Origin of the sequence: Escherichia sp. HH41S (assembly GCF_009820115.1) — a bacterium.
GTDB lineage: Bacteria > Pseudomonadota > Gammaproteobacteria > Enterobacterales > Enterobacteriaceae > Escherichia > Escherichia coli_F.
The window spans coordinates 283205-308923 of record NZ_VNXE01000086.1 but is presented as its reverse complement, the minus strand read 5'-3'; the positions used below and the strand labels follow the sequence as shown (position 1 = coordinate 308923).

The following is a 25719-nucleotide window of genomic DNA, read 5'->3' as shown; positions in this document are numbered from 1 at the left end:
ATATTCATCCAAGAAATACCTTTGCGTGATATTTCCTCAACATCGCGACGCAAACGTTCATATTGCCGCAATATTATTTTTTGATATGTTGAAAGGCGGATGCAAATCCGCACACAACATTTCAAAAGACAGGATTGGGTAAATGGCAAAGGTATCGCTGGAGAAAGACAAGATTAAGTTTCTGCTGGTAGAAGGCGTGCACCAAAAGGCGCTTGAAAGCCTTCGTGCAGCGGGTTACACCAACATCGAATTTCACAAAGGCGCGCTGGATGATGAACAATTAAAAGAATCCATCCGCGATGCCCACTTCATCGGCCTGCGATCCCGTACCCATCTGACTGAAGACGTGATCAACGCCGCAGAAAAACTGGTCGCTATTGGCTGTTTCTGTATCGGAACAAACCAGGTTGATCTGGATGCAGCTGCAAAACGCGGGATCCCGGTATTTAACGCACCGTTCTCCAATACGCGCTCTGTTGCGGAGTTGGTAATTGGCGAACTTCTCCTGCTATTGCGCGGCGTACCGGAAGCCAACGCTAAAGCACACCGTGGTGTCTGGAACAAGCTGGCAGCTGGCTCTTTTGAAGCGCGCGGCAAAAAGCTGGGTATCATCGGCTATGGTCATATTGGTACACAGTTGGGCATTCTGGCTGAATCGCTGGGAATGTATGTTTACTTTTATGATATTGAAAACAAACTACCGCTGGGCAACGCCACTCAGGTACAGCATCTTTCTGATCTGCTGAATATGAGCGATGTGGTGAGTTTGCATGTGCCAGAGAATCCGTCTACCAAAAATATGATGGGCGCGAAAGAGATTTCACTAATGAAGCCCGGCTCGTTGCTGATTAATGCCTCGCGCGGAACGGTGGTGGATATTCCGGCGCTGTGTGACGCGCTGGCGAGCAAACACCTGGCAGGTGCGGCAATCGATGTCTTCCCGACGGAACCGGCGACCAACAGCGATCCATTTACCTCTCCGCTGTGTGAATTCGACAACGTCCTTCTGACGCCACATATTGGCGGTTCGACTCAGGAAGCGCAGGAGAATATCGGCCTGGAAGTTGCGGGTAAATTGATCAAGTATTCTGACAATGGCTCAACGCTCTCTGCAGTGAACTTCCCGGAAGTCTCGCTGCCACTGCATGGTGGGCGTCGTCTGATGCACATCCACGAAAACCGTCCGGGCGTGCTGACTGCGCTGAACAAAATCTTTGCCGAGCAGGGCGTTAACATCGCTGCACAGTATCTGCAAACCTCAGCGCAGATGGGTTATGTGGTTATTGATATTGAAGCTGACGAAGACGTTGCCGAAAAAGCGCTGCAGGCAATGAAAGCTATTCCGGGCACCATTCGCGCCCGTCTGCTGTACTAATTCCCCTTCTCTGAAAATTAACGGGCAGGTCACTGACTTGCCCGTTTTTTTATCCCTTTTCCCGCGCATGTCACTGCCATTTGTAGTGCGCTGCAATTGCCTTTGCGAGTCTGCTCGAAGAAATAAATCAAAGCCAGATCAATGCGTTGTGCTTATTTAAAGAGAGTTTACGATGGCAGGGCAGCATGGGGCTGTAACGGTAAAGCCCTCACCGAAGCGAGGGCTTGAAGGAGAAGGGTTATGATGCGACTTGCCATCATACTGATTGTACTGTTACTCATAAGTTTGCCAGCTTATTAACAGTCAGTCACAGGGGAGGAGTCATCCTCCCTTACCCTTACTCACTAAATTAGGTTAAAGAATCAACGATGTCAATCAGGGCGATGCAGGTGTGTCGCCCTTACCACTCCCAGACTTTCGACGGTGTAACCACCGCAGGAAGTGGGATATCCCACTCTTCAACGGGGAGTTTTTCCACCAACTGACAATCATGCGCATAACCCACCGGTTGCATTTGATAGCGCTGCCAGTTCTGTAAGGTCCGATCATAAAAACCACCGCCCATTCCCAGGCGCTGACCGTACTCATCAAAGGCGACCAGCGGTGTGATCAACACGTCTAATCGGGAAAGGGGTAGCACGTCACGCACATCCAGTTTTGGCTCATGGATCTTCAACCTGTTCATCACCAGTTCGCTTTGCGGATGGTAATTCAGGAACAGCAAATTACCGGCACTAAAGGGATGCAAAACTGGAAGATATACGCGCTTACCGGCGCGCCAGAGTTGTTCTATGAGTGGCTGGGTGTCGAGTTCGCCATCAAAAGAGAGGAATACAGCGACCGTATGTGCCATCACCACCGGGGGATACGTCATCATCCGGGTAGCGGCTTGTTGACCCATTTCCTGCTGTTGTTCCGGCGTTAACGCACGACGACGTTGCCGAATCATTTTGCGGATTTCTTGTCGGGATAATGTCAGTGGGAGTTCTGGTAGTTGCGTCATGGCTGGTGCCAGATAAGAAGGGAATCTCCGAGATGCCGCCGCAGGCTGTAACCCTTGAACCCTTGGTTCAAGGTGAATGTGTCGTCGCAGTTTTAAGGCTTCTCGGACGGACCGAGCATGCTCACCAACCGCGGAGCGCCACATTCTTGTGGTATGAAATATCGGCTCAGGGGACTGGCCCGCTTGCGAACATCTCAGAGAAATTTTGTCTTCACGGTTACTCTACCACAGTAAACCGAAAAGTGTCATTCAAAGTTTTGGTTAGTTTTTTCGGTGATGCGACCTTGTTCAAGTAACGCTTGTTCTATGGTCTGCTGCAGCATCCGAATACGCTGTTCCATACTTGCCGCGTAGTCACGAGTCTTCGCTTTTTCTTGCGCTAACTCATAGCTGATATTCAATGCGGCAATGAAGACCAACTGTTCAGTATTTGTGACTCTAGTGCGTTCTTTCAGATCTTGCAACCGTTGGTTCAGATCGTCCGCTGCCTGATTCAACGCATCCCTTTGGTCAGGCGGGCAGTTCACACGCAGTGAACGGCCAAAAATTTGGATATCGACGGGTTGTGCAGACATGCCACCTTCCTGCTGATTGACTGCGCTGCCTTCGTCTTTAGACCCATGGTCTGCGAAGGGGCGACACTATAGCTACCCTGATGAGAAGAGACAAGCCCTTTTCTGGTCCACCAGGGCCCAAAGTGGTAGCATATCATGAATATTCCTCCCTTTGACGACGAATGCTTATGTCTATACAGAACGAAATGCCTGGTTACAACGAAATGAACCAGTATCTGAACCAACAAGGGACGGGTCTGACCCCTGCTGAGATGCATGGTTTAATCAGTGGGATGATATGTGGTGGTAACGATGACAGCTCATGGCTGCCGCTGCTTCACGACCTGACGAACGAAGGCATGGCTTTCGGTCATGAGCTGGCACAGGCATTGCGCAAAATGCACTCTGCTACCAGCGATGCCCTGCAGGATGACGGCTTCCTTTTTCAGCTTTATCTGCCTGATGGCGATGATGTCAGCGTTTTCGATCGGGCTGATGCGCTGGCAGGTTGGGTTAATCACTTCCTGCTTGGTCTTGGCGTTACGCAACCGAAGCTGGACAAAGTGACCGGCGAAACCGGTGAAGCCATCGACGATCTGCGTAACATCGCGCAGCTGGGCTACGACGAAGACGAAGATCAGGAAGAGCTGGAAATGTCGCTTGAAGAGATCATCGAGTACGTCCGTGTTGCCGCGCTGTTATGCCACGACACCTTTACTCATCCGCAACCGACCGCGCCAGAAGTACAAAAACCGACTCTACACTAAAAACAAAAAACGTAAGGAGAGTGTTATGAGTGAGATATCCCGGCAAGAGTTTCAGCGTCGCCGTCAGGCCCTGGTGGAGCAAATGCAACCCGGCAGCGCCGCGCTGATTTTTGCTGCACCAGAAGTAACACGTAGCGCCGACAGCGAATACCCCTATCGTCAGAACAGTGACTTCTGGTACTTCACCGGCTTTAACGAACCGGAAGCGGTGCTGGTGCTGATTAAAAGTGATGACACTCATAACCACAGCGTTCTGTTTAACCGCGTACGCGACCTGACGGCAGAGATCTGGTTTGGTCGCCGCTTAGGTCAGGATGCTGCACCGGATAAACTGGGCGTTGATCGCGCACTGGCGTTCAGCGAAATCAATCAGCAACTTTATCAACTACTTAATGGTCTGGATGTGGTGTACCACGCCCAGGGCGAATATGCATATGCTGATGAAATCGTGAACAGCGCGCTTGAAAAACTGCGTAAAGGTTCGCGACAGAATCTCACCGCCCCGGCAACGATGATCGACTGGCGTCCCATTGTTCATGAAATGCGCCTGTTCAAATCACCAGAAGAGATTGCCGTACTTCGCCGCGCGGGGGAAATCACCGCCCTGGCGCATACCCGGGCGATGGAAAAATGCCGTCCGGGAATGTTCGAGTACCACCTGGAAGGCGAAATTCACCACGAATTTAACCGCCACGGTGCGCGCTATCCTTCCTATAACACCATTGTCGGCAGCGGTGAAAACGGCTGCATTCTGCACTACACCGAAAACGAGAGTGAACTGCGCGACGGTGACCTGGTGTTGATTGACGCGGGTTGTGAATACAAAGGTTACGCGGGCGATATTACCCGCACCTTCCCGGTCAACGGCAAATTCACCCAGGCCCAGCGTGAAATCTACGACATTGTGCTGGAGTCTCTTGAAACCAGCCTGCGGCTGTATCGTCCGGGAACTTCCATTCAGGAAGTCACTGGTGAAGTGGTGCGCATCATGGTTAGCGGCCTGGTAAAACTCGGCATCCTGAAAGGTGATGTTGATGAACTGATCGCTCAGAACGCCCATCGTCCTTTCTTTATGCATGGCCTTAGCCACTGGTTAGGTCTGGATGTCCATGATGTTGGTATTTATGGTCAGGATCGCTCGCGCATTCTGGAACCGGGCATGGTACTGACCGTAGAGCCGGGGCTGTATATTGCGCCGGATGCAGAAGTGCCAGAACAATATCGCGGTATCGGCATTCGTATTGAAGACGACATTGTGATTACCGAAACCGGTAACGAAAACCTCACCGCCAGCGTGGTGAAAAAGCCGGAAGAAATCGAAGCGTTGATGGCAGCTGCGAGAAAGCAATGAGCGTAATCATCGTCGGTGGCGGCATGGCGGGCGCGACGCTGGCGCTGGCTATTTCCCGGTTAAGTCACGGGGCGCTGCCGGTACATTTGATTGAAGCGACCGCGCCAGAGTCACATGCTCATCCGGGCTTTGATGGACGAGCTATTGCGCTGGCGGCGGGTACTTGTCAGCAACTGGCGCGCATCGGCGTCTGGCAATCTCTGGCTGATTGCGCAACCGCCATCACCAGCGTGCATGTCAGCGATCGTGGTCATGCCGGATTCGTCACCCTCGCCGCAGAAGATTACCAACTGGCGGCGCTGGGGCAGGTTGTCGAATTGCATAATGTCGGGCAACGGCTGTTTGCATTACTGCGCAAAGCACCTGGCGTAACGCTGCATTGCCCTGATCGCGTGGCTAACGTTGCCCGTGCTCAGAGTCACGTTGAAGTGACGCTGGAGAGTGGCGAGACGCTGACGGGCTGCGTGCTGGTAGCCGCTGATGGCACCCATTCCGCGTTAGCCACCGCGTGCGATGTTGACTGGCAGCAGGAGCCTTACGAACAACTGGCCGTGATTGCGAACGTTGCGACTTCCGTTGCGCACGAAGGCCGGGCGTTTGAGCGTTTCACACAATATGGCCCGTTGGCGATGTTGCCGATGTCTGACGGACGCTGTTCGCTGGTCTGGTGTCATCCACTGGAACGGCGCGAAGAGGTGCTGTCGTGGAGCGACGAGACGTTTTGCCGTGAACTCCAGTCGGCCTTTGGTTGGCGACTTGGGAAAATTACCCACGCTGGTAAACGCAGTGCTTACCCGCTGGCGTTAACCCGCGCCGCCAGACCTATTACCCATCGTACCGTGCTGGTGGGCAATGCGGCGCAAACTCTGCACCCGATTGCCGGGCAAGGGTTCAACCTCGGTATGCGGGATGTGATGAGCCTTGCGGAAACGCTGACTCAGGCTCAGGCACGTGAAGATGACATCGGTGATTACGGCGTATTGTGCCGTTATCAGCAGCGTCGGCAGAGCGATCGAGAAGCAACCATCGGCGTCACGGACAGCCTTGTACATCTTTTTGCCAACCGTTGGACGCCGCTGGTTGTCGGGCGCAACATCGGGCTGATGGCAATGGAATTATTCACTCCGGCACGCGATGTGCTGGCGCAGCGCACCCTCGGTTGGGTGGCGCGTTGAAGGCGGTTTTAAGGAATAAACAATGCAAAGTGTTGATGTAGCCATTGTTGGCGGCGGCATGGTGGGGCTGGCGGTTGCCTGCGGCTTACAGGGGAGCGGCTTACGCGTTGCCGTACTGGAGCAGCGCGTACCGGAACCCCTGGCGGCGGATGCACCACCACAACTGCGCGTTTCGGCTATCAATGCCGCCAGCGAAAAATTACTCACCCGTCTTGGCGTCTGGCAGGAGATTCTCTCCCGCAGAGCCAGTTGCTATCACGGCATGGATGTGTGGGACAAAGACAGTTTTGGTCACATTTCGTTTGACGATCAAAGCATGGGCTATAGCCATCTTGGGCATATCGTTGAAAATTCAGTCATTCACTACGCGCTGTGGAACAAAGCACAGCAGTCCTCAGATATCAGCCTGTTAGCCCCTGCAGAATTACAGCAGGTCGCCTGGGGAGAGAACGAAACCTTCCTGACGCTGAAAGACGGCAGCATGTTAACGGCGCGTCTGGTAATTGGCGCAGACGGCGCTAATTCCTGGTTGCGCAACAAAGCCGATATTCCGCTGACTTTCTGGGATTATCAGCATCACGCGCTGGTGGCGACCATTCGCACGGAAGAACCGCATGATGCGGTGGCGCGACAGGTTTTCCATGGCGAAGGCATTCTGGCCTTTTTGCCGCTTAGCGATCCGCATCTTTGCTCAATTGTCTGGTCACTGTCCCCAGAGGAAGCACAGCGGATGCATCAGGCAGGCGAAGACGAATTTAACCGCGAGTTAAATATCGCTTTTGATAATCGCCTGGGCTTATGCAAGGTTGAGAGTGAACGTCTGGTGTTCCCGCTGACTGGGCGTTATGCGCGCCAGTTTGCCGCGCACCGTCTGGCGCTGGTGGGCGACGCCGCGCATACCATTCACCCGTTGGCGGGGCAGGGGGTGAATCTCGGCTTTATGGATGCTGCAGAGCTGATTGCTGAACTGAAACGGTTGCATCGTCAGGGTAAAGACATCGGGCAGTACATTTACCTGCGTCGCTATGAGCGTAGCCGCAAGCACAGTGCGGCGCTGATGCTGGCAGGTATGCAGGGATTCCGCGATCTGTTTTCCGGGGCTAATCCGGCGAAAAAACTGCTGCGTGATATTGGCCTGAAACTGGCCGATACGCTTCCTGGCGTTAAACCACAACTTATCCGTCAGGCAATGGGATTAAACGATTTGCCTGAATGGCTGCGCTAAAAATTTCTCTTCTGCTGTTTATTTGATACCCATCACACTTTCATCTCCCGGTTTTTTCGCCGGGAGATTTTCCTCATTTGAAATAAACTAATTTCACCTCCGTTTTCGCATTATATTTTCTAATGTCACGAATTTTTGATTTAGTGTTTTTTGACATTTTTTCAGTTCTTAATGTTGTCTTATTCAAATTAACTTTCTCATCTAATTATCTTTGTATAGAGAATGGTCGTTTTTTGGTTTTTTATTCTGTTGCAATTTTGACGTTTTTTAACCATAAGCTAATGTGATGTTTAATTTTACCTTATGGTTAACAGTCTGTTTCGGTGGTAAGTTCAGGGAAAAGAGAACGATTGCGTTGGGGACCGGGAGTGGCTCCGATGCTGGGTTTCGTGGTGATAATTTCACCATGAAAAAGTTGTCAGCCCCGCTTATTCAATGAGGACAAGATGGCACAACAGACTCCTTTGTACGAACAACACACGCTTTGCGGCGCTCGCATGGTGGATTTCCACGGCTGGATGATGCCGCTGCATTACGGTTCGCAAATCGACGAACATCATGCGGTACGTACCGATGCCGGAATGTTTGATGTGTCACATATGACCATCGTCGATCTTCGCGGCAGTCGCACCCGGGAGTTTCTGCGTTATCTGCTGGCTAACGATGTGGCGAAGCTCACCAAAAGCGGCAAAGCCCTTTACTCGGGGATGTTGAATGCCTCTGGCGGTGTGATAGATGACCTTATCGTCTACTACTTTACTGAAGATTTCTTCCGCCTCGTTGTTAACTCCGCCACCCGCGAAAAAGACCTCTCCTGGATTACCCAACACGCTGAACCTTTCGGCATCGAAATTACCGTTCGTGATGACCTCTCCATGATTGCCGTACAAGGGCCGAATGCGCAGGCAAAAGCTGCCACACTGTTTAATGATGCTCAGCGTCAGGCGGTGGAAGGGATGAAACCCTTCTTTGGCGTGCAGGCGGGCGATCTGTTTATTGCCACCACCGGTTATACCGGTGAAGTGGGCTACGAAATTGCGCTGCCCAATGAAAAAGCGGCGGATTTCTGGCGTGCGCTGGTGGAAGCGGGCGTTAAGCCCTGCGGTCTGGGCGCTCGTGACACACTGCGTCTGGAAGCGGGTATGAATCTGTATAGCCAGGAGATGGACGAAACTATTTCTCCTTTAGCCGCCAACATGGGCTGGACCATCGCCTGGGAACCGACTGATCGTGACTTTATCGGTCGTGAAGCTCTGGAAGCGCAGCGTGAACATGGCACAGAAAAACTGGTTGGTCTGGTGATGACCGAAAAAGGCGTGCTGCGTAATGAACTGCCGGTACGTTTTACCGATGCGCAGGGCAATCAGCATGAAGGCATTATCACCAGCGGTACTTTCTCCCCGACGTTGGGTTACAGCATTGCGCTGGCACGCGTGCCGGAAGGTATTGGCGAAACGGCGATTGTGCAAATTCGCAACCGTGAAATGCCGGTAAAAGTGACGAAACCTGTTTTTGTGCGTAACGGCAAAGCCGTCGCGTGATTTACTTTTTGGAGATTAATTGATGAGCAACGTACCAGCAGAACTGAAATACAGCAAAGAACACGAATGGCTGCGTAAAGAAGCCGACGGCACTTACACTGTTGGCATCACTGAGCACGCTCAGGAGCTGTTAGGCGATATGGTGTTTGTTGACCTGCCGGAAGTGGGCGCAACAGTTAGCGCGGGCGATGACTGCGCGGTTGCCGAATCGGTAAAAGCGGCGTCAGACATTTATGCGCCAGTAAGCGGTGAAATCGTGGCGGTAAACGACGCACTCAGCGATTCCCCGGAACTGGTGAACAGCGAACCGTATGCAGGCGGCTGGATCTTTAAAATCAAAGCCAGCGATGAAAGCGAACTGGAATCACTGCTGGATGCGACCGCATACGAAGCATTGTTAGAAGACGAGTAACGGCTTTATTCCTCTTCTGCGGGAGAGGATCGGGGTGAGGATATTTACGCCTCACCCTCACTCTCTTCGCAAGGAGAGAGGTTCACAATTCACTGCACGTTTCAGGAACCATCGCTCATGACACAGACGTTAAGCCAGCTTGAAAACAGCGGCGCTTTTATTGAACGCCATATCGGACCGGACGCCGCGCAACAGCAAGAAATGCTGAATGCCGTTGGCGCACAATCGTTAAACGCGCTGACCGGCCAGATTGTGCCGAAAGATATTCAGCTTGCGACCCCGCCGCAGGTTGGCGCACCGGCGACCGAATACGCCGCGCTGGCGGAACTCAAGGCTATTGCCAGTCGCAATAAACGCTTCACGTCTTACATCGGCATGGGTTACACCGCCGTGCAGTTACCGCCGGTTATCCTGCGTAACATGCTGGAAAATCCGGGCTGGTATACCGCGTATACTCCGTATCAACCTGAAGTCTCCCAGGGCCGCCTTGAAGCACTGCTCAACTTCCAGCAGGTAACGCTGGATTTGACTGGCCTGGATATGGCTTCGGCTTCTCTTCTTGACGAAGCCACCGCTGCCGCCGAAGCAATGGCGATGGCGAAACGCGTCAGCAAACTGAAAAATGCCAACCGCTTCTTTGTTGCTTCTGACGTGCATCCGCAAACGCTGGATGTGGTACGTACTCGTGCCGAAACCTTTGGTTTTGAAGTGATTGTCGATGACGCGCAAAAAGTGCTGGATCACCAGGACGTCTTCGGCGTGCTGTTACAGCAGGTCGGCACTACCGGTGAAATTCACGACTACACCGCGCTTATCAGCGAACTGAAATCACGCAAAATTGTGGTCAGCGTTGCCGCCGATATTATGGCGCTGGTGCTGTTAACTGCGCCGGGTAAACAGGGCGCGGATATTGTCTTTGGTTCGGCGCAACGCTTTGGCGTACCGATGGGCTACGGTGGCCCGCACGCGGCATTCTTTGCGGCGAAAGATGAATACAAACGCTCAATGCCGGGCCGTATTATTGGTGTATCGAAAGATGCTGCGGGCAATACCGCGCTGCGCATGGCGATGCAGACTCGCGAGCAACATATTCGCCGTGAGAAAGCGAACTCCAACATTTGTACTTCCCAGGTACTGCTGGCAAACATCGCCAGCCTGTATGCCGTTTATCACGGTCCGGTTGGCCTGAAACGTATCGCTAACCGCATCCACCGTCTTACTGATATCCTGGCTGCAGGTCTGCAACAAAAAGGTCAGAAGCTGCGCCATGCGCACTATTTCGATACTTTGTGTTTGGAAGTGGCCGACAAAGCGGGCGTGCTGGCGCGTGCCGAAGCGGCTGAAATCAACCTGCGTAGCGATATTCTGAATGCGGTGGGGATCACCCTTGATGAAACCACCACGCGCGAAAACGTGATGCAGCTTTTCAGCGTACTGCTGGGCGATAATCACGGACTGGACATCGACACGCTGGACAAAGACGTGGCTCACGACAGCCGTTCTATTCAGCCTGCAATGCTGCGCGATGACGAAATGCTCACCCATCCGGTGTTTAATCGCTACCACAGCGAAACCGAAATGATGCGCTATATGCACTCGCTGGAGCGTAAAGATCTGGCGCTGAATCAGGCGATGATCCCGCTGGGTTCCTGCACCATGAAACTGAACGCCGCCGCCGAGATGATCCCAATCACCTGGCCGGAATTTGCCGAACTGCACCCGTTCTGCCCGCCGGAACAGGCCGAAGGTTATCAGCAGATGATCGCGCAACTGGCTGACTGGCTGGTGAAACTGACCGGTTACGACGCCGTCTGTATGCAGCCGAACTCTGGCGCTCAGGGCGAATACGCGGGGCTGCTGGCGATTCGTCATTATCATGAAAGCCGCAACGAAGGACATCGCGATATCTGCCTGATCCCGGCTTCTGCGCATGGCACTAACCCGGCTTCCGCGCATATGGCAGGAATGCAGGTGGTGGTTGTGGCGTGTGATAAAAACGGCAACATCGATCTGACTGACCTGCGCGCGAAAGCGGAGCAGGCGGGCGATAATCTCTCCTGCATTATGGTGACCTATCCTTCCACCCACGGCGTGTACGAAGAAACGATCCGTGAAGTGTGTGAAATCGTGCATCAGTTCGGCGGTCAGGTTTACCTTGATGGCGCGAACATGAACGCCCAGGTTGGCATCACTTCGCCGGGCTTTATTGGCGCGGACGTTTCGCACCTTAACCTGCATAAAACTTTCTGCATTCCGCACGGCGGTGGTGGTCCGGGTATGGGACCGATCGGCGTGAAAGCGCATTTGGCACCGTTTGTTCCGGGTCATAGCGTGGTGCAAATCGAAGGCATGTTAACCCGTCAGGGCGCGGTTTCTGCGGCACCGTTCGGTAGCGCTTCTATTCTGCCAATTAGCTGGATGTACATCCGCATGATGGGCGCAGAAGGGCTGAAAAAAGCAAGCCAGGTGGCAATCCTCAACGCCAACTATATTGCCAGCCGCCTGCAGGATGCCTTCCCGGTGCTGTATACCGGTCGCGATGGTCGCGTGGCGCACGAATGTATTCTCGATATTCGCCCGTTGAAAGAAGAAACCGGCATCAGCGAGCTGGATATTGCCAAGCGTCTGATCGACTATGGTTTCCACGCGCCGACCATGTCGTTCCCGGTGGCGGGGACGCTGATGGTAGAACCGACTGAATCTGAAAGCAAAGTGGAACTGGATCGCTTTATCGACGCGATGCTGGCTATCCGCGCAGAAATTGACCAGGTGAAAGCCGGTGTCTGGCCGCTGGAAGATAACCCGCTGGTGAATGCTCCGCACATTCAGAGCGAACTGGTCGCCGAGTGGGCGCATCCGTACAGCCGTGAAGTTGCAGTATTCCCGGCAGGCGTGGCAGATAAATACTGGCCGACAGTGAAACGTCTGGATGATGTTTACGGGGACCGTAACCTGTTCTGCTCCTGCGTACCGATTAGCGAATACCAGTAATTTACTGATTCGACTATCTTCTAAAGGCGCTTCGGCGCCTTTGACACTGATGTCAAACTCAACATTGCCTGATGCACCTCGTTTATCAGGCCTACATAGTCTGTGCAATGTATTGAATTTGCACGATCTTGTAGGCTGGATAAGGCGTTCACGCCGCATCCGGCATAATAAAAGCACTTTGTCATCAATAATTTGAAAGGCGCTTCGGCGCCTTTATTTTTTTAGGAAAACAAATGACTATAGCACTTGTGACCGGTGGCAGTCGCGGCATCGGGCGGGCAACTGCATTACTGTTGGCGCAAGAAGGGTATACGGTGGCGGTTAATTATCAGCAAAACCTCCACGCGGCGCAGGAAGTGGTGAAGTTAATCACGCAAGCCGGTGGCAAGGCATTCGTGCTTCAGGCGGATATCAGCGACGAAAATCAGGTCATCGCAATGTTTACAGCAATCGATCAGCACGATGAACCGCTAGCCGCGCTGGTCAATAACGCCGGGATCTTGTTTACCCAGTGCACCGTAGAAAACCTTACCGCAGAGCGAATCAACCGGGTACTTTCCACCAATGTGACGGGATATTTTCTCTGCTGCCGCGAGGCGGTAAAGCGCATGGCGCTTAAGAACGGCGGTAATGGCGGTGCTATCGTCAATGTCTCGTCAGTGGCTTCACGGCTGGGATCGCCGGGAGAATACGTTGACTATGCGGCATCGAAAGGGGCGATTGATACGTTAACCACAGGGCTGTCACTGGAAGTCGCCGCGCAGGGGATCCGCGTTAACGGCGTGCGGCCAGGGTTTATTTATACCGAAATGCACGCCAGCGGTGGCGAACCTGGACGCGTTGATCGCGTTAAGTCGAACATCCCCATGCAGCGTGGCGGACAGGCGGAAGAGGTCGCGCAGGCCATCGTCTGGCTGTTAAGTGATAAAGCCTCTTATGTCACGGGAAGTTTTATCGATTTGGCGGGTGGAAAATAAAACAGGAAAGTTATCTGACCGGATGCAACGAGTATTGCATCCGGTACTTCATCGACTTAAAACTTCTCGCCGTTGCTGGCAATCACCTCTTTGTACCAGTCAAAGCTCTTCTTACGTGAACGCGACATATCGCCAGTACCGTCGTCATGTTTATTCACATAGATAAAGCCGTAGCGTTTGCTGTACTGCCCGGTGGTGAACGACACGCAGTCGATGCAACCCCACGGCGTGTAGCCCATCAGATCCACGCCATCGTAAGTCACCGCCTTTTTCATCTCTTCAATATGAGCTCGCAGGTAATCAATGCGGTAGTCGTCGTTGATGCTGCCATCTTCTTCCACTTTGTCGTAAGCGCCAAAACCGTTTTCGACAATAAACAGCGGCTTCTGGTAACGCTCATACAGTTCGCAAAGTGCGTAACGCAGACCCACCGGATCAATCTGCCAGCCCCAGTCCGAAGCCTTAACAAATGGGTTCGGTACGCTGCCTTCAAAACCAGAGATCGCATCGCCGGTGCCGCCTTCGGCCTTCACTGCGTTGGTCATGTAATAGCTGAAACCAAGATAATCGCACGTGCCTTCACGCAGTACATCGAGATCGCCGTCTTCCATTTTGATGTTAAATCCGCGACGCTCCCACTCGTTCAACACATACGACGGGTAATAGCCGCGTAGCTGCACATCGGTAAAGACGTAGCGTTCGCGCATCGACTCCTGAGCGAACATCACATCGTCCGGGTTACAGGAGTAAGGATAGAGCGGCACCATCGCCAGCATACAGCCGACTTTCATCTCCGGGTTAATGCGACGCGCGGCTTTCACTGCCAGGGCGCTGGCGACAAACTGGTGATGCAGCACCTGATACATCGTCTCTTCCGGGTTTTCATGTTCGGTATACACCACGCCAGAGCAGCAGTAACCGAACAGCGGTGCACGCCAGTTACGCTGGTTGTTAATTTCGTTGAAGGTCATCCAGTATTTGACTTTATGCTTATAGCGTTCAAATACCACTTCCGCGAAACGTACAAAGAAATCAACCACTTTACGGTTAGTCCAGCTACCGTATTGCTGCACCAGATGCAGCGGCATTTCAAAGTGGGAGAGGGTGATCACCGGTTCGATGTTGTATTTCAGCAGTTCATCGAACATATCATCGTAGAACTTCAGCCCTTCTTCGTTTGGCTGAGTTTCATCACCTTTTGGGAAAATGCGCGTCCAGGCGATGGAAGTGCGAAAACATTTGAAGCCCATTTCGGCAAATAGCTTGATGTCTTCCTTGTAGTGACCATAAAAATCAACGGCTTCATGGTTTGGATAGTATTTTCCTGGCAAGACTTCTTTGGTGATTTCGCGCGGCACGCCGTGTGCGCCACCGGTCAGAACGTCACAAATGCTCGGCCCTTTGCCGCCTTTGTTCCAGCCGCCTTCGACCTGATGAGCGGCAACTGCGCCGCCCCATAAGAAATCTTTCGGTAAGGTGAGTTTTTTCACTATCATAGGCTCCAGATGAGTCAATTCTTACAGGAAATAGTACCATGCAGCCAAACGACATCACTTTTTTTCAACGTTTCCAGGATGACATTCTGGCTGGTCGTAAAACCATCACCATCCGCGACGAGTCTGAATCGCACTTCAAAACGGGTGATGTGCTTCGTGTCGGGCGTTTTGAAGATGACGGTTATTTTTGCACGATTGAAGTCACCGCAACCTCAACCGTAACGCTGGATACACTGACGGAAAAACATGCAGAGCAGGAAAATATGACCCTGACTGATCTGAAAAAGGTCATTGCCGATATCTATCCCGGCCAGACACAGTTTTATGTGATTGAATTTAAATGCCTTTAAATTGAACTCACGCCTGTTAGTTGAAATTTCGCATTTAATTTCATGATTTTTCGGAGATTAGTCTCAAATCAGAATTTATTTTAGCTAACAGGTGTTCACTGGAACTATTCTCAGTTACGCTGGAGAGGTATACATGTGCGTGTACGTTTCTCCGGAGTAAGTTATGGTTCAGAAGCCCCTCATTAAGCAGGGATATTCGCTGGCAGAGGAAATTGCCAACAGCGTCAGTCACGGCATTGGGTTGGTGTTTGGTATCGTTGGGCTGGTGTTGCTACTGGTTCAGGCGGTGGATCTCAATGCCAGCGCCACAGCGATAACCAGTTACAGCCTCTATGGCGGCAGTATGATCCTGCTGTTCCTCGCTTCGACGCTGTATCACGCCATTCCTCATCAACGGGCAAAAATGTGGCTGAAGAAATTTGACCACTGCGCTATTTATCTGTTGATTGCCGGAACCTATACGCCTTTTTTGCTGGTGGGGTTGGATTCTCCGTTAGCGCGCGGGTTGATGATTGTTATCTGGAGCCTGGCATTGCTGGGTATTCTGTTTAAACTGACCATCGCGCACCGATTCAAAATTTTATCTCTGGTGACCTATCTGGCGATGGGCTGGCTGTCGCTGGTGGTAATTTATGAAATGGCAGTTAAGCTCGCGGCGGGCAGTGTTACCTTACTGGCGGTAGGCGGAGTGGTTTATTCGCTCGGGGTGATTTTCTATGTCTGCAAACGCATTCCGTACAATCATGCCATCTGGCACGGCTTTGTGCTCGGCGGCAGCGTGTGCCACTTTCTGGCGATCTATTTGTATATTGGGCAGGCGTAATGGGTGTGCCTTTGTAGGCCTGATAAGACGCGTCAGCGTCGCATCAGGCATCGGATCGCAACTGCCGGATGCGGCGTGAACGCCTTATCCGGCCTACGGGCCGCGTCCTTGGTGTGATAAAGGCACCAAATCCCAGGCATGATAAGACGCGTCAGCGTCGCATCAGGCAATAGTCGCCGGAGCGATACAGAGATTTACTCTTCGAGCGAATACGGCAGCGGCTCGATATGCAATGTATTCGCATCGTCACGTACGCGGAAGATGCTGTCCGGTTCCATATCGTTATTCATGACGACCTGTACCACGACCTGACCATCTTCCAGTTTTACCGCAGCCAGCACCGTACCGGTACGACGCCAGTTCTCGCCCATTTTCAGCTCTAAATCTTCACCCGCTTCCGGCAGTCGGCTGGCGCTACCTGCCAGCAGCCAGAGGGCACGTTTGTTGGCACCGCGGAATTTAGCTCGTGCCACCATCTCTTGTCCGGTATAACAGCCTTTTTTAAAGCTGATGCCGCCCAGCGCCTGGAGGTTGGTCGCCTGTGGGATAAACTGCCCGCTGTTGGCGGCATCAATCACCGGAAAACCCGCTTCAATGTTTAATGCCAGCCACTGTTGGCTATTGTTCAGTTCTGCTTCACCGCGCAGTTTATCGGTCAGCGTATTGGCGGTAGCTTCATCGGTTACGATCAGGAAACGTTCTGCTGGGTGTTCAAACCATAGCAGGGTAGTCGCACCTTCTCTGATAACCTGCTTTTCCTTCGAAGGTAATTCACTAAAGAGGTTAGCCAGCGCAGCGCGTGCCTGAAAACCGGCAACACCAAGCAGCACACGTTCATCGTCTGGCGCGATGGTCACTTTAGAGAACACCGCATATTTTTTCAGTTCAGTCAGTTGTGACTCGCGCACGCTGCGCCGTTCAATCCACGCAAAGCCATCGCCGTCGCGGAACAGACGTAAATTGCTCCACATTTTGCCTTTGGCGTCGCAATGGGCGGCGAGCAGGTGCTGATCTTCTGTCATCTGGCTGACATCTGCTGTCACCTGACCCTGCATATATTTTTCGCTGTCCGCGCCAGTAATGGTGGCAAGCGCCCAGTCATCAAGCGTCATCAGCGTCAGCGGTAAACGGGCAGAAGCCGTAGGCTGACGGGGAGGAAAAGGTGTAAAAGCCATAATGGAGTCCTGTTTTACAAACGGCGTATTTATGACTAATGGTAAAAGAGCTATGAGGCAATGCAAGTGCTTTCACTACGCGATCTGTGCCTTCTGATATGCTTTGCGAGGCGACTACCAAAAAAATGAAGCCCTTGAAATATTGTGGGTTAATTTCGCGATCGCGATTGTGTTTACTGATATTCCCGCAAAAGAAGTCGAAAAACACGTTACAATAGCCTGGTACTGGATTTTCGTGAGACAGGAAGAAGATGGACATTAATAACAAAGCCCGCATTCACTGGGCATGCCGCCGTGGTATGCGCGAACTCGATATTTCAATCATGCCGTTTTTCGAACATGAGTACGACAGCTTAAGTGATGACGAAAAACGCATCTTTATTCGTCTGCTGGAATGTGACGATCCCGATCTGTTCAACTGGCTGATGAATCATGGTAAACCGGCCGATGCAGAACTGGAAATGATGGTCCGACTCATCCAGACACGGAACCGGGAACGTGGTCCTGTGGCAATCTGATCTGCGCGTCTCCTGGCGCGCGCAGTGGCTTTCCTTGCTGATTCATGGGCTGGTTGCCGCTGTTATTTTACTCATGCCCTGGCCGTTAAGTTACACCCCGTTATGGATGGTGTTACTTTCGCTGGTGGTGTTTGATTGCGTTCGCAGCCAGCGACGCATTAATGCCCGCCAGGGGGAAATTCGCCTGTTGATGGACGGGCGTTTGCGTTGGCAAGGGCAGGAGTGGTGCATCGTCAAAGCGCCGTGGATGATTAAAAGCGGCATGATGTTGCGTTTACGTTCTGATAGCGGTAAACGTCAGCACTTGTGGCTGGCAGCCGACAGCATGGACGAAGCCGAATGGCGGGATTTACGGCGGATTTTGTTGCAACAAGAGACGCAAAGATAAAGATGACGGCAAAGGCTGTGTGCTAAGCCGTCAGTGACATCAGGCGTAATGCTCTGCCATTTCGTTGAGGATTTGCTCGCACCAGCTCTGAATACGCTCGTCGCTAAGGTCATACTGGTTAGTTTCGTCCAGTGCCAGACCCACGAACAGTTGCCCGTCAGCAATCACCGGTTTCGGGCTGGTAAACTCATATCCTTCCGTTGGCCAGTAGCCGACGAACTTCACGCCTTTGGTCGAGAGTTTGTCATGCAGCATGCCGAGCGCATCGAGGAACCACTCGCCGTACCCCAGTTGATCGCCAAGCCCATACAGCGCAACAATTTTACCTTCGAGATTCAGGTCGTCGAGCTGATCCCAGATGGCTTCCCAGTCTTCCTGGATTTCGCCAAAATCCCAGGTCGGGATACCCAGAATGAGCACATCGTACTGCTCCATTAATTTCGGGGAGTCGTCCTTGAGGTTATGTAAGGTCACCAGTTCTGGGCCGATAATATCGCGGATTTTTTCTGCCGCCATTTCGGTGTAACAGGTGCTGGAACCGTAAAAAAGACCCATATTCATAACGTAAGCTTCTCGATTCTGCTGTGGCTTTTGCGGCTAGTGTATCAGAATCGCTTTAGTCACGGCACAATAAGGCATAATGGATCAAATGAGTGACCATAAGGGGCGCAAGTGAAACAGGATCTGGCACGCATCGAGCAGTTTCTTGATGCTCTGTGGCTGGAAAAAAATCTGGCTGAAAATACGTTGAACGCATACCGTCGCGATCTGTCAATGATGGTGGAGTGGTTGCATCACCGCGGGTTGACGCTGGCGACGGCGCAAAGTGACGATTTGCAGGCATTACTGGCAGAACGGCTGGAGGGTGGGTATAAAGCCACCAGCTCAGCGCGTTTGCTGAGTGCAGTGCGCCGATTGTTCCAGTATCTTTATCGCGAAAAGTTTCGTGAAGACGATCCCAGCGCGCATCTCGCTTCGCCGAAATTGCCCCAGCGTTTGCCAAAAGATTTAAGCGAAGCGCAGGTCGAACGATTATTACAGGCACCATTAATTGATCAGCCACTGGAGCTGCGCGATAAAGCCATGCTTGAAGTGTTGTATGCTACCGGGCTGCGAGTCTCTGAACTGGTCGGGCTGACAATGAGTGATATCAGCCTGCGTCAGGGCGTAGTGCGGGTCATTGGTAAAGGCAACAAAGAACGCCTTGTGCCGTTAGGTGAAGAGGCGGTTTACTGGCTGGAAACTTATCTGGAACACGGGCGACCGTGGTTGCTAAACGGTGTGTCAATTGACGTGTTGTTTCCCAGTCAGCGCGCGCAGCAGATGACGAGACAAACCTTCTGGCACCGCATTAAACATTATGCTGTGCTGGCGGGTATCGACAGCGAAAAGCTGTCACCGCATGTGTTGCGTCACGCTTTTGCCACTCATTTATTAAATCATGGTGCGGATTTACGCGTGGTGCAGATGCTACTGGGCCACAGCGATCTCTCCACCACGCAAATTTATACGCATGTCGCTACCGAGCGACTGCGGCAACTTCATCAACAGCATCACCCGCGGGCGTGATGTCTGAAAAGAACGGGAAGATTTATGAAGAAAGGTTTTATGTTATTTACGTTGTTGGCGGCGTTTTCAGGCTTTGCTCAGGCGGATGACGCGGTAATTCAACAGACGTTAGCCAAAATGGGCATCAAAAGCAGCGATATTCAGCCTGCACCCGTGGCTGGCATGAAGACAGTTCTGACTAACAGCGGTGTGTTGTACATCACCGATGACGGTAAACATATCATTCAGGGGCCAATGTATGACGTTAGCGGAACGGCTCCGGTCAATGTCACCAATAAGATGCTGTTAAAGCAACTGAACGCGCTTGAAAACGAGATGATCGTTTATAAAGCGCCGCAGGAAAAACACGTCATTACCGTGTTTACTGATATTACCTGTGGTTACTGCCACAAACTGCATGAGCAAATGGCAGACTACAACGCGCTGGGGATCACCGTGCGTTATCTTGCTTTCCCTCGCCAGGGGCTGGAGAGCCAGGCTGAGCAACAAATGAAAGCCATCTGGTGTGCGAAAGATAAAAAGAAAGCGTTTGATGATGTGATGGCGGGTAAAGCTGCCACTCCGGCAAGTTGCGATATCGATATTGCCGATCATTACGCACTTGGCGTCCAGCTTGGCGTTAGTGGCACTCCGGCAATTGTGCTGAGCAATGGCACACTTGTTCCGGGTTACCAGCCGCCGAAAGAGATGAAAGAATTCCTCGACGAACACCAAAAAATGACCAGCGGTAAATAATTCGCGTGAAACAACAGATACAACTTCGTCGCCGTGAAGTCGATGAAACGGCAGACTTGCCCGCTGAATTGCCTCCCTTGCTGCGCCGTTTATATGCCAGCCGGGGAGTACGCAGTGCGCAAGAACTGGAACGCAGTGTTAAAGGTATGCTGCCCTGGCAGCAACTGAGCGGCGTCGAAAAGGCCGTTGAGATCCTTTACAACGCTTTTCGCGAAGGAACGCGGATTATGGTGGTCGGTGACTTCGACGCCGACGGTGCCACCAGCACGGCTCTAAGCGTGCTGGCGATGCGCTCGCTTGGTTGCAGCAATATCGACTACCTGGTACCAAACCGTTTCGAAGACGGTTACGGCTTAAGCCCGGAAGTGGTCGATCAGGCCCATGCCCGTGGCGCGCAGTTAATTGTCACGGTGGATAACGGCATTTCCTCCCATACGGGGGTTGAACATGCTCGATCGTTGGGCATTCCGGTTATTGTTACCGATCACCATTTGCCGGGCGAAACATTACCCGCGGCGAAAGCGATCATTAACCCTAACTTGCGCGACTGCAATTTCCCGTCGAAATCACTGGCAGGCGTGGGGGTGGCGTTTTATCTGATGCTGGCGCTGCGCACCTTTTTGCGCGATCAGGGCTGGTTTGATGAGCGCGGCATCGCAATTCCTAACCTGGCAGAACTGCTGGATCTGGTCGCGTTGGGGACAGTGGCGGACGTCGTGCCGCTGGATGCTAATAATCGCATTCTGACCTGGCAGGGGATGAGTCGCATCCGTGCCGGAAAGTGCCGTCCAGGGATTAAAGCGTTGCTGGAAGTGGCCAACCGCGATGCGCAAAAACTCGCCGCCAGCGATTTAGGTTTTGCGCTGGGGCCACGTCTCAATGCAGCCGGGAGACTGGATGATATGTCCGTTGGTGTGGCGCTGTTGCTGTGCGACAATATCGGCGAAGCGCGAGTACTGGCAAATGAACTCGATGCGCTAAACCAGACGCGAAAAGAGATCGAACAGGGAATGCAGGTTGAAGCCCTGACCCTGTGCGAGAAACTGGAGCGCAGCCGCGACACGCTACCCGGCGGGCTGGCAATGTATCACCCGGAATGGCATCAGGGCGTTGTCGGTATTCTGGCTTCGCGTATTAAAGAGCGTTTTCACCGTCCGGTTATCGCTTTTGCGCCTGCGGGTGACGGTACGCTGAAAGGTTCCGGTCGCTCCATTCAGGGGCTGCATATGCGTGATGCGCTGGAGCGGCTAGACACACTCTACCCCGGCATGATGCTGAAGTTTGGCGGTCATGCGATGGCGGCAGGCCTGTCGCTGGAAGAGGATAAATTCGAACTCTTTCAGCAACGGTTTGGCGAACTGGTTACTGAGTGGCTGGACCCTTCGCTATTGCAAGGCGAAGTGGTGTCAGACGGTCCGCTAAGCCCAGCCGAAATGACCATGGAAGTGGCGCAGCTGCTGCGCGATGCTGGCCCGTGGGGGCAGATGTTCCCGGAGCCGCTGTTTGACGGTCATTTCCGTCTGCTGCAACAGCGGCTGGTGGGCGAGCGTCATTTGAAAGTCATGGTCGAACCGGTCGGCGGCGGTCCGCTGCTGGACGGTATTGCTTTTAATGTCGATACCGCCCTCTGGCCGGATAACGGCGTGCGCGAAGTGCAACTGGCTTACAAGCTGGATATCAACGAGTTTCGCGGCAACCGCAGCCTGCAAATTATCATCGACAATATCTGGCCAATTTAGCGTCATATTATCTATAAAAAAGAGCGTGGATTGGGTACAATCCCGCTCTTATCACCGCATTTTGACTAGCTCAATAAAAGAAATCAGACCATGTTTGAAATTAATCCGGTAAATAATCGCATTCAGGACCTCACGGAACGCTCCGACGTTCTTAGGGGGTATCTTTGACTATGACGCCAAGAAAGAGCGTCTGGAAGAAGTAAACGCCGAGCTGGAACAGCCGGATGTCTGGAACGAACCCGAACGCGCACAGGCGCTGGGTAAAGAGCGTTCCTCCCTCGAAGCCGTTGTCGACACCCTCGACCAAATGAAACAGGGGCTGGAAGATGTTTCTGGTCTGCTGGAGCTGGCTGTAGAAGCTGACGACGAAGAAACCTTTAACGAAGCCGTTGCTGAACTCGACGCCCTGGAAGAAAAACTGGCGCAGCTTGAGTTCCGTCGTATGTTCTCTGGCGAATATGATAGCGCCGACTGCTACCTCGATATTCAGGCAGGTTCTGGCGGTACGGAAGCACAGGACTGGGCGAGCATGCTTGAGCGTATGTATCTGCGCTGGGCTGAATCGCGTGGTTTCAAAACTGAAATTATCGAAGAGTCGGAAGGTGAAGTGGCGGGTATTAAATCCGTGACTATCAAAATCTCCGGCGATTACGCTTACGGCTGGCTGCGTACAGAAACTGGCGTTCACCGCCTGGTGCGTAAGAGCCCGTTTGACTCCGGCGGTCGTCGCCACACGTCGTTCAGCTCCGCGTTTGTTTACCCGGAAGTCGATGATGATATCGATATCGAAATCAATCCGGCGGATCTGCGCATCGACGTTTATCGCGCATCCGGCGCGGGTGGTCAGCACGTTAACCGTACCGAATCTGCGGTGCGTATTACTCACATCCCAACCGGGATCGTGACCCAGTGCCAGAACGACCGTTCCCAGCACAAGAATAAAGACCAGGCCATGAAGCAGATGAAAGCGAAGCTTTATGAACTGGAGATGCAGAAGAAAAATGCCGAGAAACAGGCGATGGAAGATAACAAATCCGACATCGGCTGGGGCAGCCAGATTCGTTCTTATGTCCTTGATGACTCCCGCATTAAAGATCTGCGCACCGGGGTAGAAACCCGCAACACGCAGGCCGTGCTGGACGGCAGCCTGGATCAATTTATCGAAGCAAGTTTGAAAGCAGGGTTATGAGGAACCAACATGTCTGAACAACACGCACAGGGCGCTGACGCGGTAGTCGATCTTAACAATGAACTGAAAACGCGTCGTGAGAAGCTGGCGAACCTGCGCGAGCAGGGGATTGCCTTCCCGAACGATTTCCGTCGCGATCATACCTCTGACCAATTGCACGCAGAATTCGACGGTAAAGAGAACGAAGAACTGGAAGCGCTGAACATCGAAGTTGCCGTTGCTGGCCGCATGATGACCCGTCGTATTATGGGTAAAGCCTCCTTCGTTACTCTGCAGGACGTTGGCGGCCGCATTCAGCTGTACGTTGCCCGTGACGATTTACCGGAAGGCGTTTACAACGATCAATTCAAAAAATGGGATCTCGGCGATATCCTCGGCGCGAAAGGTAAACTGTTCAAAACCAAAACGGGTGAACTGTCTATCCACTGTACCGAGCTGCGTCTGCTGACCAAAGCACTGCGTCCGCTGCCGGACAAATTCCACGGTTTGCAGGATCAGGAAGCGCGCTATCGTCAGCGTTATCTGGATCTCATTTCTAACGATGAATCCCGCAACACCTTTAAAGTGCGTTCGCAGATCCTCTCTGGCATTCGCCAGTTCATGGTGAATCGTGGCTTTATGGAAGTTGAAACGCCGATGATGCAGGTGATCCCAGGCGGCGCGGCGGCGCGTCCGTTTATCACCCATCACAATGCGCTGGATCTCGACATGTACCTGCGTATCGCGCCGGAACTGTACCTCAAGCGTCTGGTGGTTGGTGGCTTCGAGCGTGTATTCGAAATCAACCGTAACTTCCGTAACGAAGGTATTTCCGTACGTCATAACCCAGAGTTCACCATGATGGAACTCTATATGGCTTACGCGGATTACAAAGATCTGATCGAGCTGACCGAATCGCTGTTCCGTACTCTGGCACAGGATATTCTCGGTAAGACGGAAGTGACCTACGGCGACGTGACGCTGGACTTCGGTAAACCGTTCGAAAAACTGACCATGCGTGAAGCGATCAAGAAATATCGCCCGGAAACCGACATGGCGGATCTGGACAACTTCGACTCTGCGAAAGCGATTGCTGAATCTATCGGCATCCACGTTGAGAAGAGCTGGGGTCTGGGCCGTATCGTTACCGAGATCTTCGAAGAAGTGGCAGAAGCACATCTGATTCAGCCGACCTTCATTACTGAATATCCGGCAGAAGTTTCTCCGCTGGCGCGTCGTAATGACGTTAACCCGGAAATCACTGACCGCTTTGAGTTCTTCATTGGTGGTCGTGAAATCGGTAACGGTTTTAGCGAGCTGAATGACGCGGAAGATCAGGCGCAGCGCTTCCTGGATCAGGTTGCCGCGAAAGACGCAGGCGACGACGAAGCGATGTTCTACGACGAAGATTATGTCACCGCACTGGAACACGGCTTACCGCCGACAGCAGGTCTGGGAATTGGTATCGACCGTATGGTAATGCTGTTCACCAACAGCCATACCATCCGCGACGTTATTCTGTTCCCGGCGATGCGTCCGGTGAAATAAGCATTACGTTATGCTCACAACCCCGGCAAATGTCGGGGTTTTTTATTTAAGCTGGGTAAATGCAGATAATCGTTTTCTGGCTTCGCGATTTGTCGCCTGCATCACCATCCACGGACTGAACGCCCACGGCGTGGCATCAATACCGCGTAAAACCGCTGCTAAATCACACCATTGATAATCCATCACTTCATCATCGTTGATCTGTAACGCACTGGTCGTGCGTGCGGCAAATACCGGACATACTTCATTTTCTACAATGCCATTCGGATCGGTGGCGCGGTAGCGAAAGTCAGGATAGACCGGTTCTGGTGCTGTTATTTCCACACCCAGTTCAAAGCGGCAACGGCGGATCACCGCGTATTCGTTGCTTTCGCCCAGTTGTGGGTGCCCACAAACCGAGTTAGTCCACACGCCCGGCCATGCTTTTTTGCTAAGGGCGCGGCGGGTAACTAATAATTGCCCTTTGGCATTAAACAGCCAGCAGGAGAACGCGAGATGTAAGAGAGTGTCTGCCGTGTGTGCGGCATACTTTTCCAGCGTACCCGTGGGAACTCCCTGTGCATTCAATAAAATGACGTGTTCCGTTTGCATAATTTCTCACATGTAATTCTAATCACTCATCATTATAGATAATTGAAGAGTGAAATGATTAACCAAGTGAGCGTTTATCGACAACCGCCCGTTTTGAGCGGATGTCGACAGGTAAAACCATTTAAAAAAGCAGCATCATATATTTGAAGCGACTTTCAATGGCCATTGCAACACAGTCAGAAATGACAGGAATAGAGAGAGTAAAAAGCAACAACAGACTGAATATAGCGCGCATTAAAAGATTCATA

Annotated in this window: 28 protein-coding genes and 1 other RNA gene; 20 read left to right on the top strand and 9 right to left on the bottom strand. The window is 52.4% G+C overall.

Going from position 1 to position 25719, the window contains the following annotated elements:
* Positions 1–142: 142 nt before the first annotated feature.
* Complete coding sequence (gene serA, locus FQZ95_RS17455; RefSeq protein WP_001151604.1) at positions 143–1375, top strand: phosphoglycerate dehydrogenase; 1233 nt, start codon at positions 143–145, stop codon at positions 1373–1375.
* Positions 1376–1615: 240 nt separating this feature from the next.
* Positions 1616–1675, top strand: a complete 60-nt coding sequence (locus tag FQZ95_RS17450; RefSeq protein WP_106883864.1) for a type I toxin-antitoxin system Ibs family toxin — start codon at positions 1616–1618, stop codon at positions 1673–1675.
* Positions 1676–1775: 100 nt separating this feature from the next.
* Here the strand turns inward: FQZ95_RS17450 and FQZ95_RS17445 are convergent, their stop codons facing one another.
* The 3 genes from FQZ95_RS17445 to zapA form a co-directional block, all read right to left on the bottom strand.
* Positions 1776–2378, bottom strand: coding sequence for a 5-formyltetrahydrofolate cyclo-ligase (locus tag FQZ95_RS17445; protein ID WP_001604817.1), 603 nt, complete (start codon positions 2376–2378; stop codon positions 1776–1778).
* Positions 2379–2398: 20 nt separating this feature from the next.
* Positions 2399–2582, bottom strand: a non-coding RNA gene (gene ssrS / locus FQZ95_RS17440) — 6S RNA.
* 41 nt (positions 2583–2623) lie between these two features.
* Complete coding sequence (gene zapA, locus FQZ95_RS17435; RefSeq protein WP_001276008.1) at positions 2624–2953, bottom strand: cell division protein ZapA; 330 nt, start codon at positions 2951–2953, stop codon at positions 2624–2626.
* 167 nt (positions 2954–3120) lie between these two features.
* Between zapA and ygfB the strand changes: the two genes are divergently transcribed.
* From ygfB to ubiI, 4 genes are read left to right on the top strand one after another with little or no spacing between them, the layout of a single operon-like run.
* The gene (ygfB, locus tag FQZ95_RS17430) at positions 3121–3699 is read left to right on the top strand and encodes a UPF0149 family protein YgfB (RefSeq protein WP_001295378.1); all 579 of its coding nucleotides are present in this window, start codon (positions 3121–3123) and stop codon (positions 3697–3699) included.
* Positions 3700–3724: 25 nt separating this feature from the next.
* A complete protein-coding gene (pepP, locus tag FQZ95_RS17425; RefSeq protein ID WP_105276715.1) occupies positions 3725–5050 on the top strand; it encodes a Xaa-Pro aminopeptidase in 1326 nt (441 codons plus the stop codon).
* Entirely contained in the window at positions 5047–6225 is a 1179-nt protein-coding gene (gene ubiH, locus FQZ95_RS17420) for a 2-octaprenyl-6-methoxyphenyl hydroxylase (RefSeq protein ID WP_160530462.1), read from the top strand. The genes pepP and ubiH overlap by 4 nt, the downstream gene beginning before the upstream one ends.
* Positions 6226–6247: 22 nt before the next feature.
* Positions 6248–7450 carry an FAD-dependent 2-octaprenylphenol hydroxylase gene (ubiI, locus tag FQZ95_RS17415; RefSeq protein ID WP_105287658.1) on the top strand — a complete coding sequence of 401 codons (1203 nt, stop codon included), beginning with the start codon at positions 6248–6250 and terminating at the stop codon, positions 7448–7450.
* Positions 7451–7523: 73 nt separating this feature from the next.
* Here the strand turns inward: ubiI and FQZ95_RS17410 are convergent, their stop codons facing one another.
* The gene (locus FQZ95_RS17410; protein WP_122633141.1) at positions 7524–7607 is read right to left on the bottom strand and encodes a hypothetical protein; all 84 of its coding nucleotides are present in this window, start codon (positions 7605–7607) and stop codon (positions 7524–7526) included.
* A gap of 289 nt (positions 7608–7896) precedes the next feature.
* Here FQZ95_RS17410 and gcvT point away from each other — a divergent pair, with 289 nt between their 5' ends.
* The 4 genes from gcvT (at position 7897) to FQZ95_RS17390 (ending at position 13371) form a co-directional block, all read left to right on the top strand.
* The gene (gene gcvT / locus FQZ95_RS17405) at positions 7897–8991 is read left to right on the top strand and encodes a glycine cleavage system aminomethyltransferase GcvT (protein WP_044713457.1); all 1095 of its coding nucleotides are present in this window, start codon (positions 7897–7899) and stop codon (positions 8989–8991) included.
* 22 nt (positions 8992–9013) lie between these two features.
* Positions 9014–9403 (top strand): glycine cleavage system protein GcvH, encoded by a 390-nt coding sequence (gene gcvH / locus FQZ95_RS17400; protein WP_001295377.1) that lies wholly within the window; start codon positions 9014–9016, stop codon positions 9401–9403.
* A 117-nt stretch (positions 9404–9520) separates the two neighbouring features.
* The gene (gene gcvP / locus FQZ95_RS17395) at positions 9521–12394 is read left to right on the top strand and encodes an aminomethyl-transferring glycine dehydrogenase (protein WP_039021535.1); all 2874 of its coding nucleotides are present in this window, start codon (positions 9521–9523) and stop codon (positions 12392–12394) included.
* A 233-nt stretch (positions 12395–12627) separates the two neighbouring features.
* A complete protein-coding gene (locus FQZ95_RS17390) occupies positions 12628–13371 on the top strand; it encodes an SDR family oxidoreductase (RefSeq protein ID WP_000150658.1) in 744 nt (247 codons plus the stop codon).
* Between the two features lie 56 nt (positions 13372–13427).
* On the opposite strand, the gene bglA is transcribed toward FQZ95_RS17390, so the two are convergent.
* Positions 13428–14861, bottom strand: coding sequence for a 6-phospho-beta-glucosidase BglA (gene bglA / locus FQZ95_RS17385; RefSeq protein WP_157944747.1), 1434 nt, complete (start codon positions 14859–14861; stop codon positions 13428–13430).
* A gap of 44 nt (positions 14862–14905) precedes the next feature.
* On the opposite strand from bglA, the gene yqfB reads away from it, so the two are divergent.
* A complete protein-coding gene (gene yqfB / locus FQZ95_RS17380; protein WP_001182952.1) occupies positions 14906–15217 on the top strand; it encodes a N(4)-acetylcytidine aminohydrolase in 312 nt (103 codons plus the stop codon).
* A 163-nt stretch (positions 15218–15380) separates the two neighbouring features.
* Positions 15381–16040, top strand: coding sequence for a PAQR family membrane homeostasis protein TrhA (gene trhA / locus FQZ95_RS17375; protein WP_000250274.1), 660 nt, complete (start codon positions 15381–15383; stop codon positions 16038–16040).
* A 194-nt stretch (positions 16041–16234) separates the two neighbouring features.
* Here the strand turns inward: trhA and ygfZ are convergent, their stop codons facing one another.
* Positions 16235–17215, bottom strand: coding sequence for a tRNA-modifying protein YgfZ (ygfZ, locus tag FQZ95_RS17370; RefSeq protein WP_032171975.1), 981 nt, complete (start codon positions 17213–17215; stop codon positions 16235–16237).
* Between the two features lie 251 nt (positions 17216–17466).
* Here ygfZ and sdhE point away from each other — a divergent pair, with 251 nt between their 5' ends.
* On the top strand, positions 17467–17733 hold the full coding sequence (gene sdhE / locus FQZ95_RS17365) for an FAD assembly factor SdhE (protein WP_000354046.1): 267 nt from the start codon (positions 17467–17469) through the stop codon (positions 17731–17733).
* A complete protein-coding gene (locus tag FQZ95_RS17360; RefSeq protein ID WP_000244774.1) occupies positions 17714–18121 on the top strand; it encodes a protein YgfX in 408 nt (135 codons plus the stop codon). The genes sdhE and FQZ95_RS17360 overlap by 20 nt, the downstream gene beginning before the upstream one ends.
* A gap of 39 nt (positions 18122–18160) precedes the next feature.
* Here FQZ95_RS17360 and fldB read toward each other — a convergent pair whose 3' ends face one another.
* On the bottom strand, positions 18161–18682 hold the full coding sequence (gene fldB / locus FQZ95_RS17355) for a flavodoxin FldB (RefSeq protein WP_001055865.1): 522 nt from the start codon (positions 18680–18682) through the stop codon (positions 18161–18163).
* Between the two features lie 111 nt (positions 18683–18793).
* Between fldB and xerD the strand changes: the two genes are divergently transcribed.
* The 5 genes from xerD to lysS all read left to right on the top strand — a co-directional run bounded on the left by xerD (position 18794) and on the right by lysS (position 24880).
* Positions 18794–19690, top strand: coding sequence for a site-specific tyrosine recombinase XerD (gene xerD, locus FQZ95_RS17350; protein ID WP_000806638.1), 897 nt, complete (start codon positions 18794–18796; stop codon positions 19688–19690).
* A 24-nt stretch (positions 19691–19714) separates the two neighbouring features.
* Complete coding sequence (dsbC, locus tag FQZ95_RS17345) at positions 19715–20425, top strand: bifunctional protein-disulfide isomerase/oxidoreductase DsbC (protein WP_105276710.1); 711 nt, start codon at positions 19715–19717, stop codon at positions 20423–20425.
* A 5-nt stretch (positions 20426–20430) separates the two neighbouring features.
* Positions 20431–22164, top strand: a complete 1734-nt coding sequence (recJ, locus tag FQZ95_RS17340; protein WP_105276709.1) for a single-stranded-DNA-specific exonuclease RecJ — start codon at positions 20431–20433, stop codon at positions 22162–22164.
* Positions 22165–22254: 90 nt separating this feature from the next.
* Positions 22255–23353, top strand: a protein-coding gene (gene prfB / locus FQZ95_RS17335; protein ID WP_001701073.1) for a peptide chain release factor 2 whose coding sequence is annotated in 2 segments (ribosomal slippage) — positions 22255–22329 and positions 22331–23353 — 1098 coding nt in all. Because the reading frame shifts where the segments join, the coding sequence is not laid out codon by codon here.
* Positions 23354–23362: 9 nt separating this feature from the next.
* The gene (lysS, locus tag FQZ95_RS17330) at positions 23363–24880 is read left to right on the top strand and encodes a lysine--tRNA ligase (RefSeq protein WP_000003061.1); all 1518 of its coding nucleotides are present in this window, start codon (positions 23363–23365) and stop codon (positions 24878–24880) included.
* 42 nt (positions 24881–24922) lie between these two features.
* On the opposite strand, the gene idi is transcribed toward lysS, so the two are convergent.
* A complete protein-coding gene (gene idi, locus FQZ95_RS17325; protein WP_105276708.1) occupies positions 24923–25471 on the bottom strand; it encodes an isopentenyl-diphosphate Delta-isomerase in 549 nt (182 codons plus the stop codon).
* A 54-nt stretch (positions 25472–25525) separates the two neighbouring features.
* On the opposite strand from idi, the gene FQZ95_RS26485 reads away from it, so the two are divergent.
* Positions 25526–25618 (top strand): hypothetical protein, encoded by a 93-nt coding sequence (locus tag FQZ95_RS26485; protein WP_223344823.1) that lies wholly within the window; start codon positions 25526–25528, stop codon positions 25616–25618.
* Here the strand turns inward: FQZ95_RS26485 and yqfG are convergent.
* The gene (gene yqfG / locus FQZ95_RS17320) at positions 25593–25718 is read right to left on the bottom strand and encodes a protein YqfG (RefSeq protein WP_001050745.1); all 126 of its coding nucleotides are present in this window, start codon (positions 25716–25718) and stop codon (positions 25593–25595) included. The genes FQZ95_RS26485 and yqfG overlap by 26 nt on opposite strands.
* Position 25719: the final 1 nt, after the last annotated feature.

Excerpts from the sequence above, each read along its gene's own strand:
- ygfB (WP_001295378.1), top strand. The coding sequence starts at position 3,121 with ATGTCTATACAGAACGAAATGCCTGGTTACAACGAAATGAACCAGTAT.
- fldB (WP_001055865.1), bottom strand. The coding sequence starts at position 18,682 with ATGAATATGGGTCTTTTTTACGGTTCCAGCACCTGTTACACCGAAATG.
- ubiI (WP_105287658.1), top strand. The coding sequence starts at position 6,248 with ATGCAAAGTGTTGATGTAGCCATTGTTGGCGGCGGCATGGTGGGGCTG.
- gcvH (WP_001295377.1), top strand. The coding sequence starts at position 9,014 with ATGAGCAACGTACCAGCAGAACTGAAATACAGCAAAGAACACGAATGG.
- ubiH (WP_160530462.1), top strand. The coding sequence starts at position 5,047 with ATGAGCGTAATCATCGTCGGTGGCGGCATGGCGGGCGCGACGCTGGCG.
- yqfG (WP_001050745.1), bottom strand. The coding sequence starts at position 25,718 with ATGAATCTTTTAATGCGCGCTATATTCAGTCTGTTGTTGCTTTTTACT.
- sdhE (WP_000354046.1), top strand. The coding sequence starts at position 17,467 with ATGGACATTAATAACAAAGCCCGCATTCACTGGGCATGCCGCCGTGGT.
- gcvP (WP_039021535.1), top strand. The coding sequence starts at position 9,521 with ATGACACAGACGTTAAGCCAGCTTGAAAACAGCGGCGCTTTTATTGAA.
- trhA (WP_000250274.1), top strand. The coding sequence starts at position 15,381 with ATGGTTCAGAAGCCCCTCATTAAGCAGGGATATTCGCTGGCAGAGGAA.
- gcvT (WP_044713457.1), top strand. The coding sequence starts at position 7,897 with ATGGCACAACAGACTCCTTTGTACGAACAACACACGCTTTGCGGCGCT.
- lysS (WP_000003061.1), top strand. The coding sequence starts at position 23,363 with ATGTCTGAACAACACGCACAGGGCGCTGACGCGGTAGTCGATCTTAAC.
- FQZ95_RS26485 (WP_223344823.1), top strand. The coding sequence starts at position 25,526 with ATGATTAACCAAGTGAGCGTTTATCGACAACCGCCCGTTTTGAGCGGA.
- ygfZ (WP_032171975.1), bottom strand. The coding sequence starts at position 17,215 with ATGGCTTTTACACCTTTTCCTCCCCGTCAGCCTACGGCTTCTGCCCGT.
- zapA (WP_001276008.1), bottom strand. The coding sequence starts at position 2,953 with ATGTCTGCACAACCCGTCGATATCCAAATTTTTGGCCGTTCACTGCGT.
- FQZ95_RS17410 (WP_122633141.1), bottom strand. The coding sequence starts at position 7,607 with ATGTCAAAAAACACTAAATCAAAAATTCGTGACATTAGAAAATATAAT.
- idi (WP_105276708.1), bottom strand. The coding sequence starts at position 25,471 with ATGCAAACGGAACACGTCATTTTATTGAATGCACAGGGAGTTCCCACG.
- FQZ95_RS17390 (WP_000150658.1), top strand. The coding sequence starts at position 12,628 with ATGACTATAGCACTTGTGACCGGTGGCAGTCGCGGCATCGGGCGGGCA.
- FQZ95_RS17445 (WP_001604817.1), bottom strand. The coding sequence starts at position 2,378 with ATGACGCAACTACCAGAACTCCCACTGACATTATCCCGACAAGAAATC.
- dsbC (WP_105276710.1), top strand. The coding sequence starts at position 19,715 with ATGAAGAAAGGTTTTATGTTATTTACGTTGTTGGCGGCGTTTTCAGGC.
- serA (WP_001151604.1), top strand. The coding sequence starts at position 143 with ATGGCAAAGGTATCGCTGGAGAAAGACAAGATTAAGTTTCTGCTGGTA.
- pepP (WP_105276715.1), top strand. The coding sequence starts at position 3,725 with ATGAGTGAGATATCCCGGCAAGAGTTTCAGCGTCGCCGTCAGGCCCTG.
- yqfB (WP_001182952.1), top strand. The coding sequence starts at position 14,906 with ATGCAGCCAAACGACATCACTTTTTTTCAACGTTTCCAGGATGACATT.